This window comes from Stenotrophomonas sp. Ker107b, assembly GCF_053847245.1.
In genome coordinates this window covers 1,147,352-1,173,403 of sequence record NZ_JBSPHX010000001.1, presented here as the reverse complement: position 1 = coordinate 1,173,403, position 26,052 = coordinate 1,147,352, and the positions used below count along the sequence as shown (strand labels likewise).

The window sequence follows — 26,052 nt, the reverse complement described above, 5'->3', positions numbered from 1 at the left end:
ACCACGCCACCCCGAATGCAACTATGCAAGGACGCGACCTGCCTCCTCGGTAACCTATGCCCCACTTTCGCCGTCTTTTTGGTCGTTGGCTCCGCCTGCGTCGTCTTGTCCGTTGGCGCTGGCGTGAGCGCCAGGCCTCGGTTCCGGCCATTGAAGCCACCGAGGTCCCCCTGCGTGCCGCGCTGTACAGCGTTGAACAGATGGAGGTGTACGGCCGCGCACTGGCGCGCCAGCATCGGGTGCGGATGCGACCTGGCGCAGAGCGCCTGCTCGATCGCCTGCAGGCCAACGAACGTGTCCTGGAAGATGCCAACACGTTGCTCAGCAACGTAGTGCGCGAACAGCGGCCGGTGACCCCGGCCGGGGAATGGCTGCTCGACAACTACTACCTGATCGAAGAACAGATCCAGACCGCGCGACGCCACCTGCCGCGCGGCTACAGCCGGCAGTTGCCTTCGCTGGTCGCCGGCCCCTCGGCCGGGTTGCCGCGCGTGTATGAGCTGTCGATGCAGGCCATCGCGCATGGCGATGGCCGCATTGACGGCGATACGCTGGGCCGCTTCATCGCCTCGTACCAGTCGCTGGCGCCGCTGAGCCTGGGCGAACTGTGGGCCGTTCCGATCATGCTGCGACTGGCCCTGCTGGAGAATCTGCGGCGCATGGCGGCGCGGGTGATGCGCGACGGGACGGACCGTGGCCTGGCTGCCCAATGGGCGGACAGCCTCAACCGCGCGGCGTCCGACACCCCGACCGATGTCGTGCTCGTGGTGGCCGACATGGCGCGCTCCGAGCCGCCCTTGACCGGCGCGTTCATCGCCGAGCTGACCCGCTCGCTGCAAGGGCGCGGCGGTGCGTGGGCCATGCCCATCGCCTGGCTGGAACAGTGGGCCGCCGCGGCTGGGCAGCGCATCGACGAACTGGTCGCCGCAGAGGGGCAGCAGCAGGCGGCCGATCAGGTCTCCATCGGCAACAGCATCGGCAGCCTGCGTTTTCTGTCCACCATGGATTGGCGCACCTTTGTCGAAGACATGAGTGTGGTCGAACAGCGGCTGCGGGAAGACCCGATGGCCGTCTATCCGCAGATGGATTTCGGCACGCGCGATGCCTATCGCCATGTCGTGGAGAAGATCGCGCGCGGCAGTCGCGTTGCGGAAGAACGCGTTGCGACCATCGCGCTGGATCTGGCACGCGCGGCTGCGCCGCACGATGGACCACGTACGCATGTGGGCTATTGGCTCGTGGGCGAAGGCGCCACGGCCACCGTTGATGCCGTGGCCGAGGCGGCACCCCGCCACCGCAAGGCCAGGCGACTGGCGCATCGCGTGCCCCTTGCCCTGTACCTGCTGCCGATCGCCCTGCTGGCGGTGGTGGCGACCGCTGGCCTGCTGGCCTCGGGCAGTGGCGCGGTGCCCGTGTGGCTGGCCGCGCTGTTCGGGCTGCTGGTATTCAGCGAGCTGGGCATCGTCCTGGTGAACTGGACGGCGACGGTACTGGTCACGCCCAGGCCGCTGCCCAAGCTCGATTTCAGCGAGGGTATTCCTGCCGCCTGCTCCACCGTGGTTGCGGTGCCGTCCATGCTCTCCAGCATCGACGGCATCGATGTCCTGACCGAAGCGCTGGAGGTCCGCTTCCTGGCCAACCGCGATCCTCAGCTGCGCTTTGTGCTGCTGACGGACTTTCTCGACGCCGCGGCCGCCGAGACGCCGACGGACGACACCCTGCTCGCGCATGCCGTGGAGCGCATCGAGGAATTGAACAGTCGTTACGCGGCCGAGCGCGGCGATCGCTTCTACCTGCTGCACCGCCCCAGGCAATGGAACCCGGGCGAAGGGGTGTGGATGGGGCACGAGCGCAAGCGCGGCAAGCTGGCAGCCCTCAATGCCCTGCTCCGCCAGGGCAATGCGGCCGCGTTCATGCGCACCGTCGGTGACACGGCGGCCCTGATCGGTGTCCGCTACGTCATCACCCTGGATTCGGACACGCAGCTTCCGCGGGATGCCGCACGCGCCTTCGTCGCCACCCTGGCGCACCCGCTCAACCGCCCGCGCTTCGATCCTGCGCTGCAACGCGTAGTGGAGGGCTACGGCATCCTGCAGCCCAGCGTCGGCACCAGTCTCGGCACGCGCCGCACCTCGCGGTTTGCCAGGATGTTCGGCAGCGAGCCCGGCATCGATCCGTACTCGCGCATGGTCTCGGATGTCTACCAAGACCTGTTCGACGAAGGTTCGTTCGTGGGCAAGGGCATTTATGACGTCGAAGCGTTCGAGCATGCGCTCGAAGGCCGCCTGCCCGAGAACCGCATCCTCAGCCACGATCTGCTGGAAGGCTGCTATGCACGCGCCGGCCTGGTCAGCGATGTGCGCCTGTACGAGGACTATCCCGAACGCTACGCCGCCGATGCCAAGCGCCGTGCGCGTTGGATCCGCGGCGACTGGCAGCTGCTGCCCTGGTTGATGCCGTGGACACCGCGCCCGGGATCGGGCTGGGAACGCAACCGGCTCAGCCTGCTGTCGCGCGGCAAGTTGCTGGACAACCTGCGCCGGAGCCTGGTGCCGATCGCTGCCTTGGCCTTGCTGGTGGCGGGTTGGCTGTATGCCGAAAGCCCGGCTGCGTGGACGGCATGGGTGCTGGCACTGTGGTTCGCGCCGCCGTTGATCGGCATGCTGCGCGATGCGCTGAGCGTTCCGGACGACACCCCGCTGGAAGCGCACTACATCATGGTCGGGCGCGGCACGCTGCAGTCGTTGCTGCGCGCGGCCACCCAGGTCGCGTGTCTGCCCTACGAAGCGTTGCTGGCCGGTGGGGCGGTGCTGCGCACGCTCTGGCGCATGACCGTCACCCGCCGCCACCTGCTGCAATGGAACCCCTCCAGCGAAGTCGAACGCCGCCTCGGCAGCGACCGCGGCGCGGAATGGCGGGTGATGGCGCCAGCATCGTTGCTGGCAATTGCGCTGGCGGCAGTGGTGGCCAGCGTGGCTCCGCAGGCGCTGCCTGTCGCCCTGCCCCTGCTGTTGGCGTGGGTCTTCGCCCCCGCCTTGATGGCGTGGCTGGGCCGGCCGCCGGCCGCAAGCGTGGCCGAACTTTCCGTGACACAGCGGGCATTCCTGGGCCGGCTGGCGCGGCGCACCTGGTCGTTCTTCCAGGCGTGGGTGCGCGAGCAGGATCATTGGCTGCCGCCGGATAACATCCAGGAGCATCCAACCCTGGTGGTGGCGCGGCGCACCTCGCCGACCAACATCGGCCTGTCACTGCTGGCCAATCTGTCGGCATGGGATTTCGGATGGCTGCAGCTGGGCGCGGTCGCGGAACGTACCGCGCTCACGTTCGATACGCTGGACCAGCTGCCGCGACACCGCGGCCACTTCCTGAACTGGTACGACACCGAAACCCTGGCGCCGCTGCAGCCGCGCTACGTCTCCACCGTGGACAGCGGCAACCTGGCCGGCCACCTGCTGACGCTGCGCCAAGGCCTCCTCGCGCTGGTGGATGCGCCAGTGCTGGCGCCACATACCTTCGACGGCCTGGCCGATACGCTCGGCGTGCTGGAAGAAGAACGGCAGCGCCATCGCCCTGCTGACGCGCCACTGGGCGAGGCACTCAACCACCTTCGCCAGCGCCTGGCCTCAACGCGTACCGACCCACCCCGTGGCACGGCGCAGCTGCTCGCCCGGTTGCAGGAGCTGGCCGGTCTGGCCGACGCCGTACTGGCGCAATGGCCGGCACCGGAGTCGCCCGAGGAAGGTGCGCTGCACTGGCCGGCCCTGTTCGCTGCCGAATGCCATGCCGCCCATGCAACACTCGCCGACCTCCCTGCCGATGCCGGCGCGGACGTCGAGGCGCCGGTGCCCAGCCTGCGCCAGCTGGCCGCCCTGCCCGGCTCCGTCGGTGCGGACGCGCGCGCGCGCATCGAGCAGCTGCAGGCGCTGGCGCACCGTGCCGGGCAGTTCTCCCTGATGGAGTACGGGTTCCTGTTCTACCGCACTCGGAACCTGCTCTCGATCGGCTACAACGTCGACGACCATCGCCTCGACAACAGCTTCTACGACCTGCTGGCTTCCGAAGCGCGGCTGTGCGCCTTCGTCGCCATCGCCCAGGGCCAGTTGTCGCAGGAAAGCTGGTTCGCGCTCGGGCGGATGCTCACCGAGGTCAACGGCACACCGACGCTGTTGTCGTGGAGTGGCTCGATGTTCGAGTACCTCATGCCGCAGCTGGTGATGCCCAGCTATCCGGACACGCTGCTCGACCAGACCGCGCGGCATGCGGTGGAGGCGCAGATCGTCTACGGCCGCACCTTGAACCTGCCGTGGGGCGTGTCCGAGTCCGGCTATAACGCTGTGGATGCCCGCCTGAACTACCAGTACCGCGCGTTCGGCGTGCCCGGGTTGGGGCTCAAGCGCGGCCTGGGCCAGGATCGGGTGATTGCGCCCTATGCCAGCATGATGGCGCTGATGGTGGCACCGGAGGCGGCGTGCCAGAACCTCCAGGCACTCGAAGGTCTCGGGTTCTCCGGGCGCTTTGGCATGTACGAAGCGATCGACTACACCCCCGCCCGGGTGCCGCCGGGGCAGGATCACGTGCTGCTGCGTTCGTTCATGGCACACCACCAGGGCATGGGCCTGCTGTCGCTGGATTACCTGTTGCGCGACCAGCCGATGCAGCGCCGTTTCGTTGCCGATACCGAGTTCCAGGCCACCTTGCTGCTGCTGCAGGAACGTATTCCGCGCATCGGCGTGTTCCATCCGCATGAGGTCGAATCCCTGGGCGAGCACTCCGCCATGGCCGAGCACGAGACCTCCCTGCGCGTCCTGCGCGACCCGGCTGGCCCGCGCCCGGAAGTGCAGCTACTCTCCAACGGGCGCTACCACGGCATGTTGACCCATGCCGGCGGCGGCTACAGCCGCCACGGCGACCTGTCACTCACCCGCTGGCGCGAAGACGGCACCACCGATGCCTGGGGCACGTTCTGCTACCTGCGCGACGTGGACAGCGGCGAGTTCTGGTCTGCCGCCTACCAGCCCACCTGCGTGGCGCTGGACCACTACGAGGCGATCTTCTCCGACGCCAAGGCCGAGTTCCGCGGTGCCCGCCGCGGCTGCGAGAGCCATCTGCAGGTCGCCATTTCCGCCGAGGATGACATCGAGCTCAGGCGCCTGCGCCTGACCAACCGCGGCCGCCGCCAGCGCACGGTGGAGATCACCACCTATGCCGAAGTGGTGCTGGCGCCCGCAGCCTCCGACGATGCGCATCCGGCCTTCAGCAACCTCTTCGTGCAGAGCGAGATCCTGGCCGCCAAGCAGGCCGTGCTCTGCACGCGCCGGCCCCGTTCGCACGACGAAGTGCCACCGTGGATGTTCCATCTGGTCGCGGTGCATGACGCGGAGGTGGTGTCGATCTCCTACGAGACCGACCGTTCGCGCTTCCTCGGGCGTGGCAACACGCCGCGCACGCCGCAGGCGTTGACCACCGATACCGACCTCTCCGGCACGGACGGTTCGGTGCTCGACCCGATCGTGGCCATCCGCGTGCGGGTGGTGCTGGAACCCGAGCAGACCGTGCAGCTGGACATGGTGTATGGCATTGGCGCGGACCGCACCGGTTGCGAGGCGATGGTCGACAAGTACCGTGATCGCCGCTTGGCGGACCGTGTCTTCGACCTGTCCTGGACACACAGCCAGGTGGTGCGCCGGCAGATCAACGCCAGCCAGGCCGAGGCGTCGCTGTACGAGCGCCTGGCCAGCCACGTGCTGTATGCCAATCCGCTGCTTCGCGCGGGCGACGCCGTCCTGCAGCAGAACCAGCGCGGACAATCCGGGCTGTGGGGCCATGCCATCTCGGGCGACCTGCCCATCGTCCTGCTCAAAGTCACCGACGCGGAGAACATAGAACTGGTCAGGCAGCTGGTGCAGGCGCATGCATATTGGCGCCAGAAGGGACTCAACACCGACCTGGTCATCTGGAACGACAGCAAGGCCGGCTATCGGCAGGAACTGCAGGACCAGATTCTGGGGATGGTGGCCGCCAGTTCGGAGACCGGCCTGCTGGATCGCCCCGGCGGCATCTTCGTGCGGCCGGTGCAGAACATGAGCCACGAGGACCGCATTCTCTTGCAGGCGGTGGCACGGGTAGTGCTCAGCGACGAGGACGGCACGCTGGCCGCCCAGGTGGGGCGTCAGCCCCTGCCCGTGAGACGCATTCCGGCCCTGGTGCCGCAGGCGGAGCAACAGGAGCTGGCCCTGGCGATGGAACAGACGCCAGGGCTTCCCGTCGTCGCCGACCCGGGCCCCGAACCCGGGCTGCCGCCGGGTGCCGAGCACGACGAAGAGGTGGACGACCCGTGGCCGTTCCTTCCGTACCGCGGCGCCGGCCGTTTCGACAACGGCACCGGCAGTTTCAGCGAGGACGGCCGCGAATACGTGGTGGTGGTGCGCGAAGGTGCCCCGACGCCGGCGCCTTGGGCCAACGTGATCGCGAACGCCCGCCTGGGCACGGTCGTCAGCGAGAGCGCACCGGGCTACACCTGGTTCGAGAATGCACACGAATTCCGCTTGACGCCCTGGCTCAACGATCCGGTGTCTGATACGGGTGGCGAAGCCTTCTACGTGCGCGACGAGGACACCGGCCGTGTCTGGTCGCCGATGCCGCTGCCGTGCCGGGGCACCGGCGCGTACCGGACGCGCCATGGATTCGGCTACACCGTCTATGAGCATATCGAGGACGGCATCGTCAGCGAGTTGTGGGTCTTCGTCGACGTCACCGCCCCGCTGAAGTTCTCGGTCCTGCGCTTGCACAACCTCTCGGGCCGGCCGCGGCGGCTGTCGGCCATCGGCTACGTTGAGTGGGTCATGGGTGACCTGCGCCCGAAATCGCGCATGCACGTGGTCACCGAACGCGACCCGCAGACCGGGGCGCTGATGGCGCGCAACAGTTACAGCACCGAGTTCGGCGGCCGGATGGCCTTCTTCGACACCGATGCCGAGGGCTGCGGCTGGACCTGCGATCGCCTGGAGTTCATCGGCCGCAACGGCGGCCTGCACGCACCGGCCGCGTTGCGTCGCGAACGTCTGGATTCGCGGGCGGGTGCAGGCCTGGATCCCTGCGCGGCGATCCAGGTGCCGCTGGAGCTGGCGCCGGGCGACCGCAGTGAAACCACGTTCCGCCTGGGCGCGGGGCGCGACCGCGAGGAAACGCTGGCGTTGGCACGAAGCCGCCAAGGCAATCAGGAAGCCATTGATGCGCTGGACGCCGTGCGCATCCACTGGCGCAATGTGCTGGCCACGGTGCAGGTACGCACGCCGGACCCGGCGTTCGATGCACTGGCCAATGGGTGGCTGGTCTACCAGACCCTGGGCTGCCGCTACCTGGCGCGCAGTGGCTACTACCAGTCAGGCGGCGCGTTCGGCTTCCGCGACCAGCTGCAGGACGCACTTGCTCTTGTACACACGCGCCCGGACCTGACCCGCGAACACCTGCTGCTCTGCGCGGCACACCAGTTCACCGAAGGCGATGTGATGCACTGGTGGCACCCGCCGCAAGGTCGCGGCGTGCGCACCCGCTGCTCGGACGATTATCTGTGGTTGCCCCAGGGCGCATGCCGCTACCTGGAGGTCACCGGCGACGCCAGCGTGCTGGACGAAGTGGTTGGCTACATCGAGGGTCGCGCGGTGACCCCGGAGGAGGAAGGCTACTACGACATGCCCACCCTTTCGGCGCAGCGCGGCACCCTGTATGCGCACTGCGTCGTCGCGCTGGAACGCGGGTGCCGGTTGCTCGGCGAACGTGGGCTTCCGTTGATGGGCAGCGGCGATTGGAACGATGGCATGAACCGCGTCGGCGACCAGCAGCGCGGTGAGAGTGTGTGGCTCGGGTTCTTCCTGCACGACACGCTTCGCCGCTTCATCGGGCTGGCCAACGCCCGTGGCGATGCCCCCCGTGCACAATGGTGCGAAGAACAGGCCGAACGCCTGCGTCAGAACCTGGAACAGCATGCCTGGGACGGGGCGTGGTATCGCCGCGCCTGGTTCGACAACGGCGCCATGTTGGGCTCGTCACAGAACCAGGAGTGCCGCATCGATTCGATCTCCCAGAGCTGGTCGGTGCTGTCCGGCGTTGCCGCGCCTGAGCGCGGCACGCAGGCCCTGGACTCGCTGTACACGCATCTGGTGCGGAAGGACGCCAAGCTGATCCAGCTTCTGGACCCGCCCTTCGACCAGACCACGGAGGACCCCGGTTACATTCGGGGCTACGTCCCGGGCGTGCGCGAGAACGGTGGCCAATACACCCACGCGGCGGTGTGGGCGGCCATGGCATTCGCACAACAGGGCGATGCGGTGCGTGCCTGGGAGCTGGCCGGCATGATCAACCCCCTCAACCACGCGCTCGACCCGGAGGCGGTCCAGACCTACCGCGTCGAACCCTATGTGTTGGCGGCCGATGTCTACGCGGTGTCGCCGCACGTCGGGCGAGGTGGCTGGACGTGGTACACAGGCTCAGCCGGCTGGATGTATCGCCTGCTGGTGGAATCCCTGCTCGGCATCCGTCGCGACGGCGATCGTCTGTCACTTGAACCGTGCCTGCCCGATCACTGGCCGTCATTCGAACTGAGCTACCGCTTCGGGCGCAGCCTGTATGAGTTCGTGGTGACCCGCACGGCGCAGGGTCGGCCGACACTGCATGTGGATGACGTCCTGCAGCCGGACCTCAGCGTCCTGCTCCGCGACGACGGCCATTACTACCGTGTCGCGCTTGATCTCGGTGCACCTCCGGGATGAACGTTCGTCCCGACATACAGGTGCAGCTCGATGCGCTGGGCGACAAGCTGGACCACTGGGTGGCGCAGGTGCGCCATCCAGCGCAGTTCTGGCCGCAGTTCGAAATGCTCGCTGGAGAGATTCTGGATCAATGCGCGCAGGCGGAGAGAGACCACGCGTGCGCGTGCATTCAAGCCATGCTCAAAGAGCATGCCCTGGAGATTCCGGCGTGGCACGAGCGTGATGACAGCGTGCCGCCGAGAGAGCCAGGTGCGTGATGACCATTGCTATCGAAAGTGGCCAGCAGCAACATCATTGCATGACTGCGGGATTTACTGCTGCCAGATGAATCCGACGATAAGAATGATCAGCACCTGGGCAAGCAGGACCATGGCGACCGGGTGTTTGCGTACGAGTGCCGCTGCGATCACACCCGCCACAACGGCGCAGGCCGCGCCGACAAGCAAAAGTAGAAGAAGCGAGCTTGATTCCCACATCGATAGCGGTTGCGCCGCCAACGTGTAGAGCACAAGAATCAGGAAAGCGCCGAATGCGGCAAGCGCAGAGCGCTTCAAGTAGTCCATCAACGCCTTCCTGGTTCTACCTGCTCCAGCAGCAGGCCATACCAATTGCTGCGAGCCTTCACCCAGGCTACCGCCAACATGCTGCCGAGTCGTACAGCGTACTATTGGCGCCGATTCCGACGCCACGTCTACGATGTGGTTACCACAGTGCACTGCGTAGTGCTTGAACGGTCCTGGGTACTCGTCGTCAGCGAAGGTGCCAGCCGCGACAAAGTCCAAAAATGTTGATTTGGAGTAGATTCGCAGTTGCTCGCCCTGCCACTCCTCTGTGTCATCCCAGCGGCAGTAAGATTCATCTCGAACCGCGTAGCTTACGTAGGTTTCCCAGATCAACTCGAAACGACGAGAATCCGTGGTCACCTCGATCGGCCGGATACCGCTGAGCGAGACGCCGTTGATTTCAATTGACTCCGTCCGATCCAGCACGAGCGCTTCGTCAACTACGATGCGAAGCGCATTCTCTTCGGGCTCTCCGATCTCGGCAAGAATGAGATGTTCGCAGGTATCCAACTGCTGAGCTGAGGTCATATCGTTCATCAGGTTAGGGAACTCAGTCTAGTACGGCCACATTGCCTGTCCAAACCCCCACGCCAACTGCGCAAGGGGTTCTTGTTACTTGCCGGGAGCGCGTTCGCCCTGAAGGGCCGACTCAAGCAGATTGACGTAAGTGTCTACTCGGGTGCGCAACCCGATCAGCAGCCAGCCCGCCGCATACAGAAGCACCATCATCCAGATGAGCAGGCCAGCCACTAAGTTCACATCGAACGCCGACGCCCAATCGCCCCATTTCCAGTTGCGGAACTGAAGATAGAGCGCGACCAGCATCGGGAAAACACCCAGGCGCTGAAAGCCGCCGTAAACAAGGCCCATCCGCTCATTCATTCGATCGCGCAATGCGCTGGCGAATCTCAGCATCTCCTTCCTCTGCGCACGCGGAAACCCACTCAGCTCTGCAACGAGCTCGCGCCAGTACGCAAAATCGAAGTCCATCTCGGCAGCATGCGCCAATCGCGGCTTGAGCAGCTGAGGCAGTTCACGCTTTGCCATGAGAATCAGGTGGGTCGCGAACCCGGCAAGCTCCACCGCCAGACAGGCGGACAAAACCCCTGCTGCCAGCTGTGGGGCAATGACACGCGGCGACAGAGCGGCAACGAGCAACCCCACGCCAGCGGCACCTACCCCGACCCAGACCGACGCACGCTCCACGCGGGATGGCTTCGGATAGCGACTATGAGCAACGTACGCTGCCACTTTATCGTGCAGCCAGGAAAAACTCAGCGCGAGCCCAGCATCCCGCTGTCCAGATGTTCGTGATTCCGCCGTGGCATCCATTCCTTATCCTTGAGGTCTCCATGCCAAGACCAGATCATAGCGCCAGAGTCGAGCGCAGGAAGAACGCCCCTCATTCCACCCAGTACACCGTCTTCAGCGCCTCCGCCAATCGCGATGCCGCCTCCTGCTGCGTGAACGGTGGCGTGCGCGGCGGATCGTAGACCTCCGGGCGCGTGCCAGCCACGACCAGGTCGATCGCATAGCAACTGCCATCGCGTACCGCGCGATAGCTCTCCGCGTTGACGTAATGGCTCATCGCCGCATCACCCACGGTGAAGTGCGTAAAAGGCACGCCGCCGATATCGACCGTGGTCGCCGCCGCTGGGCCGGTCGCTTCGGCGGGCAGCTCGAGACAGGCGTTGACCGCCGCGGCATCCTCGCTGCGCCCAATCCGCAACTCCCCGGCAGTAACACGATCCGAGCCCTCCAGCACCAGCGCCACCAGCGGTGTGCCCACGCTGTCCGGCGAAGCAAACAGCTTCCACGTGGGCGACGCCAGGTAGTCACGCTGGAAATCGTGCACCACCCGCACCCCTGCAACCGGGCCAACCGCGATGCCGGATGCCCCCTCCTGATACACAGGGGCCGGCCGCCACCCGGCTGTGGTCGCAGCGGCCGCTGGGTCTGCGGCCTTCGCCGCGCCCGGGTCCGCGGCGCTGGGCGACACGATCGGGGCGGCATCCCCCTGGCCCTGCGGCGAACAGGCGCAGAGCAGCATCGTCAAACCGACCGCGGCCAACCCTGCCTTGATGCGGATCTGGTTCTGCATGGGGGGCTCCAGTGGCAATGGTCCCAGACTGCATCGCCCACCGTTAACGGTGCGCCACGTTCTCCGTGAAAGGCGCCCGCGCCAGCGCCGGCGGGCAGGGGTCCCCTCCCCCGCCCGCCCTACTCTCCTCCGTCAGTAGTCATAGCTCACGCTGACCCGCAGCGATCGCGGCGCCTGCCGGATGGTCGCTGCGCCATACAGCGGATCGGGCTGGCCCGGATCCAGCTCGGAGTACGGCGACTTCCACAGCGCCACCTGGCGGTTGAACACGTTGAAGACGTCCAGATTGAAGCCCAGCCGCCCCTCGGCCACCGCGGGGCGGTAGGACACCCCCAGGTCCAGCTGCTTCAGCCACGGCAGGCGCCCCTGGCTGCCCGGAGGCGCCGGCTGCCCGTTGTAGAAGTGATACGCGATGCCATAGCCGGAAGGGTCTTCGAAGTCCGGTCCATACGAGCCCAGTGCACTGAACGGCGAGCCGGAGAGCACCTTGAGATTGGCCGAGACCAGCCACTCCGGCGTCAGCTGGTAATAGCCGTGCAGCTTGAACTGATGGGTGTGATCGTTGCTCTGCGGACCGTTGGTGTGCTCCATCAGCTGGGCGTAATCCCACGCCTGGGTCGTGGACACGGCGGTCTGGCCGATGCCGGAGAGCAGCTGCCCTTCGGTGGTGCCGTAGCTGCGCGACCAGGTGTAGTCGCCGCGGGCATACCAGCGGCCATCAAACGGATGTTCCAGCGAGAGGTTCACCGCGTAGTAGTTGCGCTTGAACTGCGGGAAGCCCATTTCCGCGTTGCTCAGCGGGACGGTCACGTAATTGCCGCCGGTGTCGACCAGATTGAAGGTGTTGGCGCGCCCGGGGTTGATCAGCCAGCAGCTGACCGGGTTGCTGTCCTTGGTCACGTTGTAGCCCAGGCTGCTGGCCTTGCCGAGCACCGCATCGATATCGCAGTAGTCGTCCACACCGCTGCGCAGCACGCGGTAGGTCGCCTTGGCCCCGTACACCCAGTTCTGCCCCAATGCCTTGCTGAAGCCGAGGATGAATTCGTCCTGGTAGGACGGTTCGATGCCGGAGGTGGCCACCGTCTTCGCATCGGGCAGCAGGCCGTAATTGTTGTTGGCCGACACCGCGTCGGAGAACTGGGTGAGATCGGTCGGGTAGCCGTTGCTGTCGATGCCGCCGTAGGTGTAATACGTCGAGGTGGCAAGCGTCGCACCCGCTGCATTGAAGGCCGGGTTCAGCGGCAGTGCGAGGTAGTAGCGCCCCACGTTGCCGAACACCTTGAACCGCCCATCGCCGTCGACGTCCCAGCTGAAGCCCAGGCGTGGCGCCCACTGCCCGCTGGTCTGCTTGATGTAGGCATCGCCATCGCGGTTGAAGTTGGTGAACTGATCCAGGCGCAGGCCGAGATTGAGCAGCAGGCGATCGGTCACCTGCCAGTTGTCTTCAATGTACTGCGCCCGCTGCGACGCCCGCACCGAGGCCAGCGCACTGTAGATGTACTGGCGCACGTAGTAGCCGTCTTCGCCATTGCGGATGCCGCCCGTTGCCGGCACGCCCAGGCCGGTGTTGATCGGCACATTCGGGTTGGACTGCCCGTAGATCCAGTAGTAGCCATCGGCCGACGCGACCGAGCCTCGGTTCAAGGCACGGGCGTTCTGGTTGTCGATGCCGACGGTGATGCTGTGGTCGCCCCACACGTAGTTGGCATCGAGGCGTAGGTTGTTGCTGCGGTTGCCGCGGTCCGGGTTGACCAGCAGCGAGGTGGTCTGCGCATTGGTGATCGGCGCGCCACCGGTCAGTGCCGGATTCTGCAGCGTGGGGCTGTTGATGTAGGTCAGGCTGCCGTCGTAGGCCGGGTTGCCGATGTAGTCATCCGTGCGCATTTCGCCGTACTGCGCGCTGACGGTGAGCCGGTCGGTGAGGTAGCCGGTGTATTTGGCCGTCCACAGGTCGCCACCGGTTTTGGTGGTGTCTTCCTTGCCGCGCTGGGCGCCACGGGTGAGCGTGTCGTAGTCGTAGGCGAAGATGTCGCCCCGGAAGACGTTGCGACTGGAGGCGCCGGTCACTTCGAGCAGGTGGTTGTCGGTGATGTTCCAATCCACTTTGGCGTACCAGCGGGGGCGCTCGTACGCGTAATTGGAGTACGCATTGGTGGCCTCGACATTCTTGACGTCGGTGCCTTCACGGCGCTCCAGCTCGTAGGAGCCAAAGAAGAACAGCCGGTCTTCGATCAGCGGGCCGCCGGCGTAGATGCTCTGCGTGCTGACCCACTCGCGGTCCTTGCTCTCCGGCGCATACAACGCACCGTCGCCGGGATAACGCACGTCGTCCTTGTCCGAGCGTGTGGAGGCCGGCTCCCAGGTCGCCTGGCCGCCGAAATGCCATTCGTTCGTGCCGCGCTTGCCGACCGCATTGATCACGCCGCCGTCGGAGCGGCCGTATTTGGCGCTGTAGCCGCCGGTATAGATTTCCTGCTGGTCGATGCTGCCGTAAGGCAGCGTCAGGCCGCCCAGGCCGCGCAGTGGGTCGGTGCTGTTGAAGCCGTTGATGTAGTACGCGTTCTCGGCCGCGGACGAACCGCCGAAGCTCACCAACTGCGCGCCGGTCGGGCCGGCATACGTGCCGTTGCCGCTGTTGCCGATCACGCCGGGCGCGAGCTGTGCAATCGCCTCAGCCGAGCGGCCCAGCGGCAGTCGCTGCAGCTGCTCGGCCGTGATCACGGTGCGCGAGTCCACGCTGCTGACATCGATGGCCGCCGCCGCGCGGTCGGCGCTGACCTGGACGCCATCCAACCGGGTGACATCGGCGAAGGAGACGTCGGTGCTGGTGCCGACCGTCAGTGCGACATCCTGTCGGGTCTGCACTACGTTGCCGTCGGCATCACGTGCCTCCACTGAGTAACGGCCAAGCGGCAGCTGCGGGATTGCGTAGCGGCCGCGCACATCGACCGACACTTCACGAGTGAAACCCGTGTCGCTGCGAACGAAAATGCGCTGTGCCGATGCAGGCGCCTGACCGGTGATCGCACCGGTGGTGGACTGTGCATGTACCAGGGGAGATGCGGTGGCAAGCAACACCGCCAACGCCAGCAGGTGCGGGCGCAGGGAAGAACGAGCTGTCGTCATCGTGGGGCAATCGTTGGTGGGGGAAACGATTTCATTAACCCTGCTCTTGGCCCGATCGAGAAATGCGCAGGGGTTATGTCGTGTTTGCCGATGGCGATATCGCGCGCGACCAAAACATGACATTCGTCACCGCGCGGGCTGCATCAGGACGCTACGCGGGCGAAGCGCGCAAGCGCCCCGCACCCGCCTTATCACGCCAGCGCCTGCCGTCATGAGCAATCCGCATCAGGCTGATGCAGTCGCAGGGTCCTGCGCTTCCTACAATCAATCACGCCTCCCGCTCTGCGTCCCTATCTGGATTCCTCAATGCGCTTTGCTCTGTCCCTTGGTCTGCTGGGTGTGGTCGCCCTGCTGCCGGCCTGTACGCCTGCCCCCTCCCCCGCCGCCACCGCCACGCCTGCTGCGACCGAGCAGGCGCCTGCGGAAATCGCCTGGCGCCACGGCGACGTAGACGACGCCTTTGCCGAGGCACGCGACAGCGGCAAGCCGGTGCTGCTGTACTGGGGCGCGGTATGGTGCCCGCCGTGCAACCAGCTCAAGGCGACCTTGTTCAAGGACCCGGCCTTCATCGCGCTGACGCGCCAGTACGTGCCGGTCTACCTGGATGGCGATGAGGAAGGCGCCCAGGCCTGGGGCGAACGCTTCGGTGTACGCGGCTACCCGACCCTGATCGTGCTCGATCCCCAGCGCAATGAGCTCACCCGCCTGGCCGGCGGTAGTGACAGTGAAGCACTGACCCGCGCCCTGACCCTGGCCGTCAGCCGGCGCACCGCCGTCAGCGAGGTCCTGCAGCACGCGTTGACGGCACCACAGGACGTCAGCGCGGAGGACTGGCGCGTGCTGGGTGACTACGGCTGGGAGGTGGATGCCAATCGCCTGGCCGGCGAGCGCGATGCACCCTCACTGCTGCAGCAGTTGGCCGAGGCGGCGCCCGAGCCGGCCCTGCGGCGTCGCTTCACGTTGCTGGCGCTGGGTGCAGGCACGCCGGATGCGACCGCAACGCCGGCGCAGCGCGACGCCACCCGCAGCGTGCTGGAGGCAGTGCTTGCCGCGCCCGCGGAAGTCCGTACCAACCGCGAGCTGCTCGGGTATCAAGGGCCGGCACTGGTGAAGCAGGCCAGCGCCACCCCGGCGCAGGCCCAGCAACTGGGCACGCAGCTTCTGTCCGCGCTGGATGCGGCCGACCACGCCTTGGGCGACAAAGCGGACGCGCGGCTGGGCACCGTGATCACCGAGCTGGCGCTGCAGCGCCAGCAGCATCCCGACCAGGCCATTCCGGCGGCACTGAAGACCAGGGCGCAGCAGCGCGTCGCCGCTGCCGATGCTGCCGCGACCACCCCGCACGAACGCCAGGCCACGGTCAGCACCGCGGTGTATGTGCTGCGCCAGATCAAGGACGACGCAGCGGCCGAAAAACTGCTGCTGGCCGAGCTCGACCGCAGTCAGACGCCGTACTACTACATGCCTGAACTGGCCGACCTTGCCGAGGAACGTGGCGACAAGGCCACTGCCCTCTCGTGGCTGCACAAGGCCTACCAGGGCGCGCAGGGCCCAGCTACGCGCGTGCAGTGGGGTGTGCTGTACGTCGAAGGCCTGCTCCGCCTGGCACCGGACGATGCGCCGGCCATCGAGCAGGCCACCGGCGAGGTGATTGCCGATCTCGCAGCGCAGCCGGCGGGCTACCACCAGCGCACGCGTCAGCGCTTTGAACGGCTGGGCGGCGCGCTGCAGGCATGGAGCCGCACGCATCACGGTGCGGCGAGCTTGACCCGCCTGCAGGCACAGATGACCGCAACCTGCACCAAGGCCGCCTCCTCTGCCGAGGGCACAGCAGGCTGCGAGCGCTGGCTGAAAAGCTGACCCAGCCAAATGCCTGTGATACCGCAGCCGCTACCCTTTCAGTTGCGTTTCCAGCGCATGCAGTCGCTGCAGATACGGTGCGGTCGGCACCAGTTCGGTTTCCAGCAGCGGTTTTGCCCGTGCCACCTGGCGGCGGGCCGCATCGCGCTCGCCATTGGCCAGCAGAGCCTCGGCCAATGGAACCCGCCAACGCGCAACCGACGCAGCGCCGTCACCAAACAGCGCTGCATTGCCCTCGACCACCGTGCGCCATCGGCTGGCTGCGAGGGCTGCTTCACCGGCACGCAGCGCTGCTTCGGCCTGCATCTGCTGATAGCGCAGCTGCAGCGGCGGCGACATCGACGGCACCAGCGGCGCCATCTCCAGCAGCGCAGCCTCGGCCTGGGCAGGGTCGCCGCGCTGGATCATCCATTCGATCTCACCCAAACGTGAGATGCGCAGATCCGGCGCATCGGCTGGGCTGATCCGCTGCCAGATCGGGAGGACGCGCTGGATCAGGGGGCCTGCCTGTTCGGCACGTCCGCTGCGCATCAGCAACCGTGCGAGATTCATTTCGGCGCGCAGGCTGGAGGGCTTGTCCCGCCCCAACACCTGGCGGCGGATTGCCAGCGAGCGGCGGTAGAGCTGCTCTGCGTTGGCCATGTCGCCGCGCGCCTCCTCCAGGTTGGCATAGTTGTTGAGGTTGATCGCGTGGTCGATGCTGTCTTCGCCATTGGTGAGTGCACTGATGCGCAGGCAGGTATCAAAGCCTGCCGCGCTCTCCGTATAACGGCCCAGATCCATGTGCAGCAGCGCCAGTTCGCAGTACGCCATCGCTGTGCGGGAGCTGTCCCGACCGTACAACAGCAGGCTGAGTTCGCGCGACTGCAGCAGCAGCGGCGCGGCATCATTCGGTTTGCCCCGCTCCTGCAGGGTCATCGCCAGCGCATGCAGACCGTGCTGATAATCAGCGCTGGTATCGCTGCGGCGGCGCTTGAGCGCCAGCGACTCGCGCAGCAGCTGCTCCGACTTCGCCAGGTCGCCACGGTTGCGGTACATCAGTCCCATGTTCTGCATCACGGTCGCGGTACCACCTTCCGTTCCCGGCTCGCTCAGGCTCCCGCGCATCCCCAACGACTGCTGGAATGCCGCTTCGCTTTCGGGATACCGCTCCAGCTGGTTGTACGCCAGGCCCAGGGAGTTCAGTGCGTGCGCACGCGTCCGCGGATCGTCGTCGCGGTCGAGCAGCTGAAGTGCCCGCTCCGCGAACTTCAACCCCTCTTCGCCGCGCTTGCCGTTGCTCATCTCCACCGACAGGTCGCTGTAAGTCTGGGCTGCGAGCCGGGCGCGACCGACCGACGGCGACGAAAGGCCTTCGGCGGCGCTGCGCAGCAAGGCCTCGGCCTGTTTGGGCAGGCCGATGTTCTGATAGGCGCGTCCCAATACGCTCTGCAGCCGTGCCCGCAACGCCGGCGAGTCCGCTAGTTCAGCGTCAACCTGTGCAGCGCTGGCATCCAGCACCGCACGCGCACTCACCTCCTCGGTGCCGCGCGCACCGCGCTCGCGTGGATCGGCTGCGTCGAAGGCCGCCACCAGGAATTCGCTCACCTGCTCGGCGATCGCCGCTTCTTCCTGGGCGCGCGCATTGGATTCGCTCAAACGCCAAACGAAGCCACCCGCCATGGCAGACACCGCCACGGCTACGCCCGCCGCCTGCCAGTGGCGGCGCAGCCAGCGCTGCACACGGTAGCCTGCGCGTGGGGCGCGGGCACGCACCGGGTGATGCATCCGCCACCGCTCAATGTCGTCGGCCAGCGCTTCCACCGAGCCATAGCGCTGGGATGGATCACGTGCGCAGGCCTTGCCGGCGATTGCATCCAGATCCCCGTGCAGCCGGCTGTGCCAGGGGCACGTTGGCAGCGCCCAGGCACTGGGCAGCGGCACGATCGCGCCAGGCTGTCCAGCGTCGTTGCCAAGGCGGCGGTCGCTCAGCATCTCCACCAGGATCACGCCCAGGCTGTACACGTCGGTGGTGACCCCTACGTGCTCCCCGGCGATCAGTTCAGGGCTGGCATACACCGGCGTGTAGAAGCGGTCGATGCTGGACTCGGCGGCGCCGCCCAGCCAGCGGGCGATGCCGAAATCGAGCAGCACCGGCTCGTTGTCCGCGCGCACCAGCACGTTGCTGGGCTTGAGATCGCAGTGCACGACCAGGCGCGCGTGCGCGGCCTGGACGGTGCGGCAGATCCGCACGAACAGACGCAGGCGCTCGGTCAATCCAAGCTGGTGCTCGCGGCATGCGCGGTCCAGCGGCTCGCCGTCCACGAACTCCATCACCAGATAGGGCTGGCCGGTGGCGGTGCTGCCACCGTCGTACAGCCGCGCAATGTTGGGGTGCTCCAGACCGGCCAGGATCTGCCGCTCCGCCGCGAGCCGTTGACTGAACTCGGCACTCCCCAATCCGCGCAGCAGCTTGATCGCCACGCGCTGCTGGTAGGTGTCATCGGCACGTTCGGCAAGGAACACCGCGCCCATCCCGCCGCTGGCCACGCGTCGGGTGAGCCGCCACGGGCCGATCCGCTCACCCACCTGCGCATCAGGCTCGGCGAGGTGCGTGATCAGTTCGCGCAACGGGCGATGCGCACTATCCAACGCCACGGTCTGGGCTTGAAGCAGCTCGATGACTTCATCCAGCAACGCTGGATCGTTGGTCATGCGTCCCAGTTCACTGCGCCACTCGGTAGGCGGCAGCTCGCATGCCGCATCGAACATCGTGCGCAGCTGTTGCCAGCGCTCATCCGTCATTGCCCATCCCCTGTCACGATAACGGCCCGGTTTACGCCAGGCGTTGATTGAGCCACGCCCTCGCGAAGCGAAGATCGCGATCCACTGTCGGCACCGACACCTCCAGCACGACCGCGATTTCTGCGCGGTCCATCCCGCCGAAGTACATGTACTCCACCGCACGGGCAGCCCGCGCATCGTGCCCGGCCAACTGGTTCAACGCCTGATGCAATGCCAGCACTTCGTAATCGCAGGTCGGCGCACACGGCAGATCGCGATCAGCGTGCGACAGCGTCAAGTTCAAGGCGCCTGCCCCGCGCTTGGCGGCCGCACCGTTGCGTGCGAAATCCACCAGTACGGAACGCATCTTCAGTGCTGCCAAGGCGAAGAAATGCGCGCGATCGGAGAACTCCACCTCAGACCCCATCACCCGCAACAACGCCTCATGCATCAGCGAGGTCGGCCGCAGGGTCACATCGTCACGGTGTTGGCCGATACGCGCCTGCGCCATCTCGCGCAACGCGGGATAGATCAGTTCAAACAGGTATGCCTGCGCCTGGACATCCCCGCGGCGCCACCGGTGCAGCCACTGCGTGACCTCTCCACTCATGATTCCCGCTCCATCTCACCCGGCCTCCCCGGCCAGGCGGACCTCGTCCCTGACGCTCGATCATAGCGCAAGGCTGCTGGACCGCGAGCACGCCAGGCGCCGCCGTCGGAATCATGGCTGTGCCTCTCTGATCAGCCCCGCGGATGGGCCAGCGCGAAGTCCAGCCCCGCACACACCGAGGTGACCTGCGCCGCATTGCACTCCTGGGGCGAAGTGCGCGGGCTGTCCGGGTATACCTCGGTGGTGGTGGCGTACAACGCGTCGGTAAACCCGGCGCAGGCGCCGATCGAACGCGATTCGCCCCAGACCACGCCCGGGGACTGCAGCGGCATGCCGATCAACTCGCCGTTCGCATCGGCCGGGGCAATGTGGGTAACCTTCTCAACCGCGGCGATAAGCGCCTGCTGGAAGGCCGGCTGCGGGTCTTCGCTGTTGCCGATCACATAGAAGCCGTCCGGAATGATGTCCGGTACCAGCGCGATGCCATCGCGGGCGCAGCGCGCCGGGTCGAATTCCTGCAGATCGCTGTCGGTGGTTTCGTGCAGGTCCATGTGGACCAGCAGCGTGTCGCCCCGCGCGGCCATCCAGCGCATCAGCGCGGCCGCCTCCTCGATCAGGCCCTCGCCGCGGAAGCTGCGATTGGGATCGATCGCATCCGGATTCCAGCGCTGGATGCGCTCATAGCCCCACGGGCTGACGCAGGGCGCCACGATCAGGTTGATGCGGCCGGCATAGGCTTCGGCGTGCTGATCCAGGAACTGCAGCGCGCCATGCACGCCGCTGGTTTCGTACCCATGCACACCGCCGGTGATCAGCGCGGTCGGCAGTGCAGGATTCCATTCGTGGCTGACCACCGCGAACAGCGGGTAATGATCCGGTGCATAGTCCAGCTGGCCGTACTGGACCACCTCGAAGCGCTCCTCCAGGCCCTCGAGCGCGGCCACCACATCGTCGTGGTAGCTGCGCTGGCGCTGCTGGGCGGCACGCCACTGCGCCCGCTCGGCGTCGCCCCAGGGCTGGCCGGGGGTGCCGATCGGGTAGAAATGCGTGTTGCTCATGGCCGTGCTCCAAAGAGAAATCCGGTCGCTGCGGCCGTTGGCTGCGTGCGACATTACGGGGGACATTCTAGCTGCGTGCGGGCAACCGGCGGTGTGCGCGCTGCCAACGCTGGCACGAAAAAAGAGGACCGGTTGCCCGGCCCTCTTCTCTTTCCACATTGACGATCAGGCCGTCTGCGCCGCCTCATACCCGTTCAAGCGCATGTCACTGGACGCGCGCCCCTGGGTCAGCGAACGCAGCGAGGTGGTGTAGCCACCCAGTCGCGCCAGCGGTGCATAGCCGAGCACTTCCGCCTGCCCATCCTGGTCCTCGATCGAGGCAACCCGTCCGCTGCGACGGTTGAGGTCACCCACCACATCGCCGACATTGCCCGACGGCGCGTGGATGGCGATCTCCATCACCGGCTCCAGCAGCTGCGTGCCCGCCTGGGCCAGCGCCGCTTTCACCGCCTCGCTGCCGGCGCGATGGAAGGCCATGTCCGAGGAATCCTTGACGTGGGTCTGACCGTCGACCAGCGTCACCTCGATACCGACCACCGGATGGCCCAGCGGGCCTTCGCCGAGTGCAGCGCGAACGCCCTTCTCCACCGCGTTGACGAACCCGCGCGGGATCGCACCGCCGACGGTGCGGTCGACGAAGGTCACCTCACCATCCTCGCGCGGCGTCACATCGATCAGCACCTGGGCGAACTGGCCCTGGCCGCCGGTCTGCTTGGCGACCTTGCCTTCCACCCGCTGCACCGCACGCTTCGGCGTTTCCTGATAGGCCACACGCGGCTCGCCGGTGCGGATGGTGACGCTCCACTCCGTTCGCAGGCGCTGGACCATCACCTCCAGATGCAGCTCGCCCATGCCCCAGATCAGGGTTTCACCGCTGTCCGCATCGGTCTCGACCCGGAACGACGGATCCTCCTGCGCCAGGCTGGCCAATCCTTGGCTGATGCGGATCAGGTCAGAGGCCTTCTCCGCCGTCAACCGCCATGCCAGCACCGCATGCTGCGCCTGGATCGTATCGAGCAGCAGCGGGCGCGAGGGTGCACTCAGCGTTTCACCGCTGACCGCATCCTTCCAGCCCAGCACCGCGACGATGTCACCGGCCACGGCCTGCTTGATGTCGTGGGTCTGGTCGGCCTGCACCCGCACCAGGCGACTGACCCGTCGCCCCTGCGGATGCTGCGAACTGGCCAGCGCGTCGCCCACCTTCAGCGTGCCCGAATACACCCGCACGAAGCTCAGCGCACCGTGGTTCTGGTGCGTGATCTTGAACAGCAACGCCGCAAGCGGGCCCTCCGGGTCCGGTGGCAGCAGCACCTCGCTGCCGTTCTCGGCGGCGACCACCGCCGGCTGATCCAGTGGCGAGGGCAGATAGTCGACCACCGCATCCAGCAGCGTCTCCACGCCCTTGCTCTTGAACGCCGAACCCGCCAGCACCGGGACGCCCGCACCGGCCAGGGTGCCGCGACGGATCGCCGCGCGCAGCTGTGCGTTGTCGATCACCGCGCCCTCCAGCCACGCCTGTGCCAGCACGTCGTCGGCATCGGCCACGGCCTCGATCAGCGCTTCGCGCTGCGGCAGCCACTGCGCCGCCTCATCGGTCGTCCAGGCATGACGCAGGGCGGTGCCCTTGTCATCCCAATGCACGGTGCTGCGGTCGACCAGGTCCACCCAGCCGTTGAACTGGCTTTCGGTCCCGATCGGCACGCCCAGCGCCCACGGCGTCGCACGCAGTTTCTCGCGCAGTTGGGTCAGCACGCGTTCGAAGGACGCCCCGGTGCGGTCCATCTTGTTGGCGAAGGCGATCAGCGGCACCCCGTGGCGACGGGCCTGACGCCAGACCGATTCGGACTGGGGCTGCACGCCATCCACCGCGGAGAACACCGCGACCGCGCCATCCAGCACGCGCAGGGACCGCTCTACTTCGATCGCGAAATCGATGTGGCCGGGGGTGTCGATCAGGGTCAGGTGATGGATGGGCTGGTCGCGCGGGGCCCAATGGGCCTGCACGGCGGCCGCACCGATGGTGATGCCACGCTCGCGCTCGATCGCCGAGAAATCGGTGGTCGCCGCGCCGTCGTGCACCTCGCCGACGCGATGGATTTCGCCGGTTTTCCACAGCAGTCGCTCGGTGAGTGTGGTCTTGCCGGCGTCGATGTGGGCAATGATGCCGAGGTTGCGCCGGAGGGTAAGGGTCTGGGTATGGGTGTTCATGGGATAGGTCTCGCTGCCAACATCGGGGAGCCGCACGCCGCCGTTGGCTAACGGGCGTGCGGCCAGGTTTGGGGCTCGGCGATCTGGTGCATGGCACGTTCTCCTTCAAACAGTTCTGCTGCGTGGAAACGAAAAGAGCGCCCGGTGGGCGCTCTGCGTGGGGTCCAGGGTGACCGGTGTTCCGGTCAGCAGCCTCGCACTCCGATTGGCAGACGCGCCCGTGCCGCGACATCGCGGGTCAGGGTAAAAAACGTCAGAAGCGGCATCGAAGTCATGAGGGTCACCTGGGGTGTAGCCGGCATTGTAGACCTCTGCTGGCCGGCCACAAGCCCCAATTAGAACCACCATTGCAACACTGATCGTTATTTACCCACATTTACACCATTCATGGCGGCGATGCTGGGTCGGCCTACCCCGCATGTGCGAATGTGTCGCAATTGCGAATGCGGCGACAATCCTTAAAATGGGGCCATATGCGTCGCCTTGACGACGCCCGCGAGGCTGGCGCCACCCGACCCCGGACGCCGAGCCAGCACCCGCACCCCCTTCCTCCGCGTTGTCGAGTTGTTGCCCATGCCCTGCTCCCTGACCCTGTATCCGCGCCGGTTGCGCCCCAACCTGCTGGCCCTGGCCTGTCTGGCCGCTGCGATCGTTCCCACCGCCCACGCCCAGACCGCCACCGATCTGGACGCCGTACGCGTCAATGCCTACCGGGCGGCCAACAGCACCAGCGGCGCGACCAAGACCAGCACCGCGCTGGCTGAAACCTCGCAGTCGGTCTCGGTGATCGAGCGCGCCGAGCTGGATGCCCGTGGCGTGCAGTCGCTCAACGATGCGATGCGCTATGTCGCCGGCGTCAGCCTGGAAAGCTCGGGCATCGACAACCGCGTGGACGACTTCCGCATCCGCGGGTTCGATGCCGGCAGCTGGTCCAACAATGTGACCCTGGATGGCATGCGCGCGCCGCAGGGCAGTCAGTGGAACCGCAGCATGTTCGACAGCTGGAACCTGGAGCGCGTGGAAGTGCTCAAGGGCCCCTCTGCCGTGATGTACGGCCAGGTGGCCCCGGGCGGCATGGTCAATCAGGTCAGCAAGACGCCGACGCCGGATCAGGTGCAGCAACTGCGCCTGGGCGTGGATGCGAATGGCCAGTACAGCGCTGCCTTTGACGTGGGCGCCGGCACGGCCGGTGATGATCACCTGTTCCGCCTGGTCGGCCTCTATCGCGACGGCCAGACCCAGATCAAGCGCACTGAGCAGGAGCACTGGTTCCTCGCGCCCAGCTACACCTGGCAGCTCGCCGAGCGCACCCGCCTGACCCTGCTGGGCATGTACCAGAAGGACGATGGCGGCTCGACCTACCAGTTCCTGCCGGCCGCCGGCACGCTCCATCCGACGGCGTCAGGCTACATGAAGAACAGCACCTTCATCGGCGAGCCGGACTGGAACACCTTCGACCGCACGCTGTGGACGGCCGGCTGGGTGTTCGAGCACCAGTTCAACGACCACCTCACGCTGACCCAGAGCGCGCGCCGCACGCATGTCGATTCGCTGTTCCGCAGCGTGGTCACCTTCGGCGCACTCAATGCCGATGGCCGCACCCAGAACCGTCGCGGCGTAATGGGCACCGGCGACTCCGATGGCGACACCTTCGATACCCGCCTGCAGGCCCGTTTCAGCACCGGCGCGGTGGATCACACCGTGCTGCTTGGCTGGGACTGGCAGCGTGCGGACTGGGAGGGCGTACGCAGTGCCATGAGCAGCCCGCGCCCGATCGACATCTTCAACCCGGTGTATTCGACCTACCGCCCGATGGTGAGCACGGAAACTCCGACCGCCGGCATCAACCGGCAGAGCGGCGTGTATCTGCAGGACCAGCTGGCGCTCGGCAACTGGCGGATGACGTTCGGCGGCCGCTACGACTGGACCAAGGACGACAGCAGCAGCGCCAACCGTAACATCGCCACCGGCATCTCCACGCCGGGCGGGCGCAATGTGATCAAGAGCGAGGCCTTCACCGGTCGCGCGGGCGTGCTGTATGTATTCGAGAACGGTCTGACCCCGTATGTGAGCTACGCCGAATCGTTCCAGCCGTCGACCAAATCGCCGTTGGACAGCTTCACCCAGACCGCATTCGAGCCAGTGACCGGCTCGCAGTGGGAAGCCGGCCTGAAGTATCAGCCCGCCTCGGTGGATGGCCTGGTGACACTGTCGGTGTACGACCTGCGCCAGCAGAACATGATCGTGGATGATCCAGTGGCGTCGCATCGCAACTGCGGCGCGACCGGCACCGCCACCTGCTCGATCCAGGGCGACGAGGGCCGCGTGCGCGGCATTGAACTGGAAGGCCGGATCACGCCGATCGAGGGCTTCAGCCTGATCGGCGCCGCGTCCCGAATGGACTCGGAGATGACCCGTTCGGCGCCTTACCAGGGCAAGGAACTGGCGATGGTGCCCGACTACAGCGCCTCGTTCTGGGCGGACTACACCTTCCAGGCAGGTGCGCTGCAGGGCCTGAGCCTGGCCGCGGGCGCGCGCTACAACGGCGTCAGCTACGGCGACAGCGCCAACCTGTACCGGATCCCGTCCTACACGCTGTTCGATGCGGCGATCCGCTATGACGTGGGCCAGATCGGCAGCACCCAGGTGCAGCTGGCACTCAACGCCAGCAACCTGGCTGACAAGCGTTTCGTATCGACCTGCACCGGCGTGTCGTCGTGCTACTACGGCAGCGGCCGCACCGTGATGGCGACCGCGCGCTTCGGCTGGTAATCCTTCATCGACGGGGCCGGCCACTGGCCGGCCCCGTCACACCGTCAGCGCGCCGGTCACCACCCCCAACGGAACCAAGCTGGCATGAGGCCAGTAAAGTGCCAGTTCGCCTCGCGGTTTCGGGCTGCTTACGACATCTCTTGCTCATATATCAGCAAGATCGGTATCGGCACTTTCATTGTTCTGGGCGTCCGTAATACCTGTTTCGATTCTGCGCCTACAT

At 66.5% G+C, this 26,052-nt stretch carries 12 protein-coding genes; 4 read left to right on the top strand and 8 right to left on the bottom strand.

Features of this window, described 5'->3' with window-relative positions:
* Positions 1-56: 56 nt before the first annotated feature.
* Positions 57-8,768 carry a GH36-type glycosyl hydrolase domain-containing protein gene (locus ACWV8V_RS05460; protein ID WP_455899134.1) on the top strand — a complete coding sequence of 2,904 codons (8,712 nt, stop codon included), beginning with the start codon at positions 57-59 and terminating at the stop codon, positions 8,766-8,768.
* Positions 8,765-9,025 (top strand): hypothetical protein, encoded by a 261-nt coding sequence (locus ACWV8V_RS05455; protein ID WP_259260839.1) that lies wholly within the window; start codon positions 8,765-8,767, stop codon positions 9,023-9,025. Before ACWV8V_RS05460 ends, ACWV8V_RS05455 begins: the two co-directional genes overlap by 4 nt.
* A gap of 54 nt (positions 9,026-9,079) precedes the next feature.
* Here ACWV8V_RS05455 and ACWV8V_RS05450 read toward each other — a convergent pair whose 3' ends face one another.
* The 4 genes from ACWV8V_RS05450 to ACWV8V_RS05435 all read right to left on the bottom strand — a co-directional run bounded on the left by ACWV8V_RS05450 (position 9,080) and on the right by ACWV8V_RS05435 (position 14,558).
* Positions 9,080-9,868, bottom strand: coding sequence for a hypothetical protein (locus ACWV8V_RS05450; protein WP_455899133.1), 789 nt, complete (start codon positions 9,866-9,868; stop codon positions 9,080-9,082).
* A 75-nt stretch (positions 9,869-9,943) separates the two neighbouring features.
* Positions 9,944-10,663: a hypothetical protein gene (locus tag ACWV8V_RS05445; protein WP_455899132.1), complete on the bottom strand. Its 720-nt coding sequence runs from the start codon at positions 10,661-10,663 to the stop codon at positions 9,944-9,946.
* A gap of 70 nt (positions 10,664-10,733) precedes the next feature.
* A complete protein-coding gene (locus ACWV8V_RS05440; protein WP_455899131.1) occupies positions 10,734-11,432 on the bottom strand; it encodes a hypothetical protein in 699 nt (232 codons plus the stop codon).
* 132 nt (positions 11,433-11,564) lie between these two features.
* A complete protein-coding gene (locus ACWV8V_RS05435) occupies positions 11,565-14,558 on the bottom strand; it encodes a TonB-dependent receptor (protein ID WP_455899130.1) in 2,994 nt (997 codons plus the stop codon).
* A gap of 306 nt (positions 14,559-14,864) precedes the next feature.
* Here ACWV8V_RS05435 and ACWV8V_RS05430 point away from each other — a divergent pair, with 306 nt between their 5' ends.
* Positions 14,865-16,418, top strand: a complete 1,554-nt coding sequence (locus ACWV8V_RS05430) for a thioredoxin family protein (RefSeq protein ID WP_455899129.1) — start codon at positions 14,865-14,867, stop codon at positions 16,416-16,418.
* A gap of 30 nt (positions 16,419-16,448) precedes the next feature.
* Here the strand turns inward: ACWV8V_RS05430 and ACWV8V_RS05425 are convergent, their stop codons facing one another.
* The 4 genes from ACWV8V_RS05425 to fusA all read right to left on the bottom strand — a co-directional run bounded on the left by ACWV8V_RS05425 (position 16,449) and on the right by fusA (position 23,057).
* Positions 16,449-19,202, bottom strand: a complete 2,754-nt coding sequence (locus tag ACWV8V_RS05425; RefSeq protein ID WP_455899128.1) for a protein kinase domain-containing protein — start codon at positions 19,200-19,202, stop codon at positions 16,449-16,451.
* Between the two features lie 31 nt (positions 19,203-19,233).
* Positions 19,234-19,791 carry an ECF-type sigma factor gene (locus ACWV8V_RS05420; RefSeq protein ID WP_455899127.1) on the bottom strand — a complete coding sequence of 186 codons (558 nt, stop codon included), beginning with the start codon at positions 19,789-19,791 and terminating at the stop codon, positions 19,234-19,236.
* A 131-nt stretch (positions 19,792-19,922) separates the two neighbouring features.
* Entirely contained in the window at positions 19,923-20,849 is a 927-nt protein-coding gene (locus ACWV8V_RS05415; RefSeq protein ID WP_455899126.1) for a M14 family metallopeptidase, read from the bottom strand.
* A gap of 165 nt (positions 20,850-21,014) precedes the next feature.
* Positions 21,015-23,057 carry an elongation factor G gene (gene fusA / locus ACWV8V_RS05410; RefSeq protein WP_455899125.1) on the bottom strand — a complete coding sequence of 681 codons (2,043 nt, stop codon included), beginning with the start codon at positions 23,055-23,057 and terminating at the stop codon, positions 21,015-21,017.
* Between the two features lie 573 nt (positions 23,058-23,630).
* Between fusA and ACWV8V_RS05405 the strand changes: the two genes are divergently transcribed.
* Positions 23,631-25,829, top strand: a complete 2,199-nt coding sequence (locus ACWV8V_RS05405; protein WP_455899124.1) for a TonB-dependent siderophore receptor — start codon at positions 23,631-23,633, stop codon at positions 25,827-25,829.
* Positions 25,830-26,052 lie beyond the last annotated feature (223 nt).

Excerpts from the sequence above, each read along its gene's own strand:
- ACWV8V_RS05415 (WP_455899126.1), bottom strand. The coding sequence starts at position 20,849 with ATGAGCAACACGCATTTCTACCCGATCGGCACCCCCGGCCAGCCCTGG.
- ACWV8V_RS05435 (WP_455899130.1), bottom strand. The coding sequence starts at position 14,558 with ATGACGACAGCTCGTTCTTCCCTGCGCCCGCACCTGCTGGCGTTGGCG.
- ACWV8V_RS05440 (WP_455899131.1), bottom strand. The coding sequence starts at position 11,432 with ATGCAGAACCAGATCCGCATCAAGGCAGGGTTGGCCGCGGTCGGTTTG.
- ACWV8V_RS05460 (WP_455899134.1), top strand. The coding sequence starts at position 57 with ATGCCCCACTTTCGCCGTCTTTTTGGTCGTTGGCTCCGCCTGCGTCGT.
- ACWV8V_RS05405 (WP_455899124.1), top strand. The coding sequence starts at position 23,631 with ATGCCCTGCTCCCTGACCCTGTATCCGCGCCGGTTGCGCCCCAACCTG.
- ACWV8V_RS05425 (WP_455899128.1), bottom strand. The coding sequence starts at position 19,202 with ATGACGGATGAGCGCTGGCAACAGCTGCGCACGATGTTCGATGCGGCA.
- ACWV8V_RS05420 (WP_455899127.1), bottom strand. The coding sequence starts at position 19,791 with ATGAGTGGAGAGGTCACGCAGTGGCTGCACCGGTGGCGCCGCGGGGAT.
- ACWV8V_RS05445 (WP_455899132.1), bottom strand. The coding sequence starts at position 10,663 with ATGGATGCCACGGCGGAATCACGAACATCTGGACAGCGGGATGCTGGG.
- ACWV8V_RS05430 (WP_455899129.1), top strand. The coding sequence starts at position 14,865 with ATGCGCTTTGCTCTGTCCCTTGGTCTGCTGGGTGTGGTCGCCCTGCTG.
- ACWV8V_RS05455 (WP_259260839.1), top strand. The coding sequence starts at position 8,765 with ATGAACGTTCGTCCCGACATACAGGTGCAGCTCGATGCGCTGGGCGAC.
- ACWV8V_RS05450 (WP_455899133.1), bottom strand. The coding sequence starts at position 9,868 with ATGAACGATATGACCTCAGCTCAGCAGTTGGATACCTGCGAACATCTC.
- fusA (WP_455899125.1), bottom strand. The coding sequence starts at position 23,057 with ATGAACACCCATACCCAGACCCTTACCCTCCGGCGCAACCTCGGCATC.